Below are 2,977 nucleotides of genomic sequence, written 5' to 3' on the forward strand. Positions count from 1 at the left end.
CTACAGATTGCGCGAAATAACCATGCGCTGAATATCGCTGGTGCCTTCGTAGATCTGGCAGACCCGCACGTCGCGGTAGATGCGCTCCAGCGGGAAATCGTTGAGATAACCGTAGCCGCCCAGGGTTTGCAACGCCATGGAGCAGACCTTCTCGGCCATTTCCGAGGCGAACAGCTTTGCCATGGACGCTTCCACCAGCGCGGGCTGGCCGTCATCGCGCAGTGCGGCGGCATGATGAACCATCTGCCGTGCCACGGCGATCTGGGTGGCCATGTCCGCCAGGCGGAACGCCACGGCCTGGTGCTCAATGATCGGTTTGCCGAAGCTCTGGCGCTCACGGGCATAGTCGCGCGCCGCCTCGAACGCCGCGCGGGCCATGCCCACCGCCTGCGCCGCGATGCCGACCCGCCCGCCTTCGAGGTTCGCCAGGGCGATCTTGTAGCCCTCGCCCTCTTCTCCGAGACGATTGGCCACGGGCACTTTCAAATCCTCGAAGAGGATCTGGCAGGTATCGGAAGCGTGCTGGCCGAGTTTGTCTTCGACCCGCGCCACGCTGTAGCCCGGCGAATCAGTGGGCACGATGAAGGCGCTGATGCCGCGCTTACCCGCGCTCGGATCGGTGACGGCGAACACGATGACTACACCGGCGTTCTGCCCGGAAGTGATGAACTGCTTGCTGCCGTTGAGCACGTAATGGTCGCCCTCCAACCGCGCCCGGGTCTTCAGGCTGCTGGCGTCGGAGCCCGCCTGGGGCTCGGTCAGGGCGAAGGCGCCGAGCATCGCGCCACTGGCAAGGGGTGTGAGGAATTTGGCCTTCTGCTCATCAGTGCCGAATTTCAGGATCGGCACGCAGCCCACCGAGTTGTGCACACTCATGATGGTCGAGCAGGCGCCATCGCCGGCGGCGATTTCTTCCAGCGTCATCGCATAGGCCAGGTAACCGGTTTCGCAACCGCCCCACTGTTCCGGTACCAACATGCCGAAAAAGCCCAGCTCGGCCATTTCACCGATGGCTTCCTTGGGAAAACGGTGCTCGCGGTCCCACTCGGCCGAGAACGGCTTCAAACGCTCCTGGGCGAACTGCCGAGCCATGTCGCGGATTTGTGTCTGTTCTTCAGTCGGGAGCATGGTGATTCCTTAGTACAGGCATTCAACGGCCATGGCCGTGGCTTCGCCGCCGCCGATGCAGATCGCCGCGACGCCGCGCTTCAGGCCCTTCTGGCGCAGGGCCGACAGCAAGGTCACGAGGATCCGCGCGCCGGACGCGCCGATCGGGTGCCCCAGTGCGCAGGCGCCGCCGTGGACGTTGACCTTGTCATGGGGGATTTCCAGCTTGTCCATGGTCACCACACCCACCACGGCAAAGGCTTCGTTGACTTCGAACAGATCGACCTCGTCCAGGGACCAGCCAGTCTTGCCCATCAGCTTCTTGACCGCGCCAATCGGTGCGGTGGGAAACAGGCCCGGGGCGTCGGCAAAGGCCGCATGGCCGTGAATGACCGCCAGTGGTTTCAAGCCGCGCTGTTGCGCCTGGCTCTGGCGCATCAGCACCAAGGCTGCAGCGCCATCGGAAATCGAACTGGCATTGGCCGCTGTCACCGTGCCGCCGTCGCGAAAGGCTGGCTTTAGCGTGGAGATCTTGTCGATCCGCGCCTTGGGCGGCTGTTCGTCGTGGCGCACGGTGACCTGTTCCTTGCCGACCATGACCTGCAACGGGACGATTTCGGCATCGAAACTGCCGTCCTTGATCGCTTGCTGGGCGCGGGTGGTGGACGCGATGGCGAAGGCATCCTGGGCCTCACGGCTGTAGCCGTTGGCCTCGGCGCAGTCTTCGGCAAAGGTGCCCATCAGGCGGCCCTTGTCGTAGGCGTCTTCGAGGCCGTCGAGGAACATGTGGTCCAGCACCTTGCCGTGGCCCATGCGCAAGCCGGCGCGAGCTCGGTCCAGCAGGTACGGGGCGTTGGACATGCTTTCCATACCACCCGCCACCACGACGTCGGCACTGCCGGCGACAAGCATGTCATGGGCGAGGATCGCCGCTTCCATGCCCGAGCCGCACATCTTGTTCAGCGTTGTGCAGCGGGTCGACTTGTCGAGCCCGGCGCCGAGCGCTGCCTGCCGTGCCGGCGCCTGGCCTTGCCCGGCGGCGAGTACACACCCGAACAGCACTTCTTCGACCGCGTCCGGTGCGATGCCGGCGCGCTCAACGGCGGCCTTGATCGCGGCAGAACCCAGCTGCGGCGCGGTGAGGCTTTTCAGTTCGCCCTGGAAACCGCCCATCGGGGTGCGGACGGCGCTGACGATGACAATCGGATCGTTGGACATGACTAATCCTCCTATTTGGCGGCCATGCGCAAGGCGCCGTCGAGACGGATCACCTCGCCGTTGAGCATGCTGTTTTCAATGATATGCCGGACCAGCGCCGCGTACTCGGCGGGTTTGCCCAGGCGCGGCGGGAACGGCACGCCGGCAGCCAGGGAGTCGCGCACTTCAGGGGTCATGCCGGCCATCATCGGGGTTTCGAAAATACCCGGGGCAATGGTCATGACGCGAATACCGAAACGCGCCAGTTCGCGGGCGGCTGGCAGGGTCAGGCTGGCAATCGCACCCTTGGACGCGGAATAGGCTGCCTGGCCGATCTGGCCGTCGAAGGCCGCCACCGACGCGGTGTTGATGATCACGCCGCGCTCGCCATCGGCGCTGGCTTCGGTTTCGGCAATCGCCGCAGCGGCGAGGCGCAACAGGTTGAAGCTGCCGATCAGGTTGACGTTGATCACCTGGCTGAAACTGGCGAGGGCGTGCGGACCGTTCTTGCCGAGGATCTTCTCGCCGCGCACGATGCCGGCGCAATTGACCAGGCCATTGAGGCCACCAAACGCATCGACAGTGACCTTCACCGCCGCTTCGGCGGCCGCTTCGTTGCTGATGTCCGCGACCACGCTCTGGCAGCCAAGCTTGTGTGCCTGGGCGGCCACCG

The 2,977-nt window shown here is 64.8% G+C and carries 3 protein-coding genes; all 3 read right to left on the bottom strand.

Annotated features, from left to right (window positions below; genetic code table 11):
- Entirely contained in the window at window positions 1–1,128 is a 1,128-nt protein-coding gene (locus tag OC610_RS24510; RefSeq protein ID WP_264431540.1) for an acyl-CoA dehydrogenase, read from the bottom strand.
- A 9-nt stretch (window positions 1,129–1,137) separates the two neighbouring features.
- Window positions 1,138–2,325, bottom strand: coding sequence for an acetyl-CoA C-acyltransferase (locus OC610_RS24515; protein ID WP_264431541.1), 1,188 nt, complete (start codon window positions 2,323–2,325; stop codon window positions 1,138–1,140).
- An 11-nt stretch (window positions 2,326–2,336) separates the two neighbouring features.
- Window positions 2,337–2,977: SDR family NAD(P)-dependent oxidoreductase (locus OC610_RS24520; protein ID WP_264431542.1), on the bottom strand; the 641-nt coding region annotated here is incomplete at its 5' end.

Origin of the sequence: Pseudomonas agronomica, from assembly GCF_025917275.1 — a bacterium.
In the GTDB taxonomy this organism is placed as follows: Bacteria; Pseudomonadota; Gammaproteobacteria; order Pseudomonadales; family Pseudomonadaceae; genus Aquipseudomonas; species Aquipseudomonas agronomica.